This is a genomic window from Microbacterium sp. Kw_RZR3 (assembly GCF_029222405.1).
GTDB lineage: Bacteria > Actinomycetota > Actinomycetes > Actinomycetales > Microbacteriaceae > Microbacterium.
Window position 1 is genome coordinate 1 of the sequence record NZ_JARHXC010000095.1, and the last position, 2,537, is coordinate 2,537.

Annotated in this window: 2 protein-coding genes; both read right to left on the reverse strand. The window is 69.6% G+C overall.

Annotation, left to right across the window (positions count from 1 at the left end; all coding sequences use genetic code 11):
* Positions 1-82 precede the first annotated feature (82 nt).
* Positions 83-1,312, reverse strand: coding sequence for a threonine ammonia-lyase (gene ilvA / locus P2P98_RS05200; RefSeq protein WP_275797844.1), 1,230 nt, complete (start codon positions 1,310-1,312; stop codon positions 83-85).
* Positions 1,309-2,499, reverse strand: coding sequence for an AI-2E family transporter (locus P2P98_RS05205; protein ID WP_275797846.1), 1,191 nt, complete (start codon positions 2,497-2,499; stop codon positions 1,309-1,311). The genes ilvA and P2P98_RS05205 overlap by 4 nt, the downstream gene beginning before the upstream one ends.
* Positions 2,500-2,537 lie beyond the last annotated feature (38 nt).

Below are 2,537 nucleotides of genomic sequence, written 5' to 3' on the forward strand. Positions count from 1 at the left end.
CCGGTTTGGGGCGGATTTTGCCATTTGGGGCGCGAAATCCCCCGCCCCAAACGGCAGAACGCGCCCCAAACCCCGGGTAGCCTCAGTCGGGGACGACCGTGGCGATGAAGCCGGCGTCTTCGAGCGTCTGGATCACCAGCGCGCGGTGCTCGGCTCCACGGGTCTCAACGCTCAGCTGCAGGATCACCTCGCTGATCTGCAGGCCCTGTCCGTGGCGCGTGTGGAGCACCTCGATGACGTTCGCGCCCACCTGCGCGAGAAGCTCCGAGACGCGCGCGAGCTGGCCGGGACGGTCGGGCAAGGGGATCCGCAGCGACATGTATCGACCGGATGCCGAGAGACCGTGCGCCACGACGCGCTGCAGCAGCAGGGGGTCGATGTTCCCTCCGGACAGGATCGTCACGGTCGGTCCGGTCGCCTGGATCTTGCCGGCGAGGATCGCGGCGACCCCGACGGCTCCTGCGGGCTCGACGACCTGCTTCGCCCGCTCGAGGAGCACGAGCAGAGCGCGCGCGATGTCGTCCTCGGTGACGGTGACGACCTCGTCGATGTACTGCCGGATGAGTTCGAACGGCAGATCGCCGGGACGCGCGACAGCGATGCCGTCGGCGATCGTCGGGGTCGTCTCGACCTGCATCGGGTACCCGGCGGCGAGCGACGACGGGTACGCGGCGGAGTTGTGCGCCTGCACGCCGATGATGCGCACCTCGCGACCCTCCGCCGCGGCGCGGGCCTTGACCGCCGCGGCGACGCCGGCCGCCAGCCCTCCCCCGCCGATACCCACGATGATCGTCTCGAGGTCGGGCATGTCTTCGACGAGCTCGAGCCCGAGCGTGCCCTGCCCGACGATGATGTCGCGGTGGTCGAACGGGTGGATCAGCACGGCCCCGGTGCGCTCGGCGAACTCGGCTGCAAGGCGCAGTGGCGTCTCGACGGTGGCGCCCTCGAGGATCACCTCGGCACCGTACCCGCGCGTGGCCAGCAGCTTCGGCACGGGGACGCCCAGCGGCATGAAGATCGTCGCGGGGATCCCGAGCTGCTGGGCCGCCAGCGCGACGCCCTGCGCGTGATTGCCGGCGGACGCGGCGACGACTCCGCGCGCGCGCTCCTCCGCCGTCAGACGCGACAGACGGTAGGTGGCGCCGCGGATCTTGAACGAGCCGGTCCGTTGCAGGTTCTCGAGCTTGAGGTTGACGGGAACGCCGAGCAGCTCGGTGAGGTGCAGCGACTCGTCGAGCGGAGTCCGCGTGATGATGCCGCGCAGAGCATGCGCGGCATCCTCGAACTCGGCCAGGGTGGGAGTGTCGTTCATGATCTCCTTCCGCGCTCGCGCGGGACGGTCTGCCAGATGAGATCGCGAGACGCCAGTGGCTGGCCCTCGTGCTCCCAGGCCTTGGAACTGAGGTAAACCGCGACCACGTTGACGAACGCCGCGAGGGGCACGGCGAACAGCGCACCGGCGATCCCGCCGATCATGGCTCCGCCGGCGACGACCAGGACGACGGCGAGCGGGTGCACCTTCACGGCCGAGCCCATGAGAATCGGCTGGAGGATGTGACTCTCGACCTGCTGCACACCCAGGACGACGATGAGCATGAACAGCGCGATGAGCGGGCCGTTGTAGACGAGCGCGATGAACACGGCGAGGGCGCCGGTGGCCACGGCTCCGACGAACGGGATGAACGCCCCGAGGAAGACCAGCACCCCGATCGGGATCGACAGCGGCACACCGAGAAGGAAGGCGCCGAGGCCGATACCGATCGCGTCGATCGTCGCGACGAGCAGCTGCGTGCGCGCGTAGCTCTTGACCGTGCGCCATCCGGCCCGGCCCGCGCCGTCGACGGCCGGGCGCGCGACGCGCGGGAACAGGCGCGTGGTCCAGCGCCAGATGCCGCCACCGTCGGCGAGCAGGCACAGCAGGATGAAGAGCGTCAGCAGCACCCCGGTGCCGACGTGGCCGAGAGTCGTACCGATGGCGAGGGCACCGGTCCACAGGAGTTCCGCCTGCTGTTGCAGGAAAGTTCCCGCCTGGGTCAGCCCGTCGTCGATCTGCTGGGCGCTCAGATGCAGGGGGCCGTCGATGAGGTATTGGCGGAACTGCTCGACCGCGAGCACCGTGCGGTTCTGGACCGAGGCGAACTCGCGCGAGATCTGCCAGACAGCGAGCCAGACGAGGCCCGAGATGATCGCGATGGTCCCGAGCACCGTGACGACGATGGCGAGCCACTTGGGCCAGCGGTGACGCTGCAGGAACGAGAACGCCGGCCAGACGAGCGCCGTGACGAGGATCGCGACCAGGAGAGGGATCACGAGCAGCTTCAGCTGGATGACGACCCAGATGACGACGCCGACGGCCGCGGCGATGACGAGCAGCCGCCACGTGTACGCCGTGGTCTGGCGCAGTGCCGCGGGAACCGCGGGCTGGAGATCGCTCGAAACCGTGCGCCGTCGGAGGGCGTCGAAGAACGATCCGCGAGGCTCGGGATCGGTTCCGGTCATCCTGTCAGCCTACCGCCGCGCTCCCTGCGCGATCGCCG

Bases quoted from the DNA above. Each gene is read 5' to 3' on its own strand.
- ilvA (WP_275797844.1), bottom strand. From the start codon at position 1,312: ATGAACGACACTCCCACCCTGGCCGAGTTCGAGGATGCCGCGCATGCT.
- P2P98_RS05205 (WP_275797846.1), bottom strand. From the start codon at position 2,499: ATGACCGGAACCGATCCCGAGCCTCGCGGATCGTTCTTCGACGCCCTC.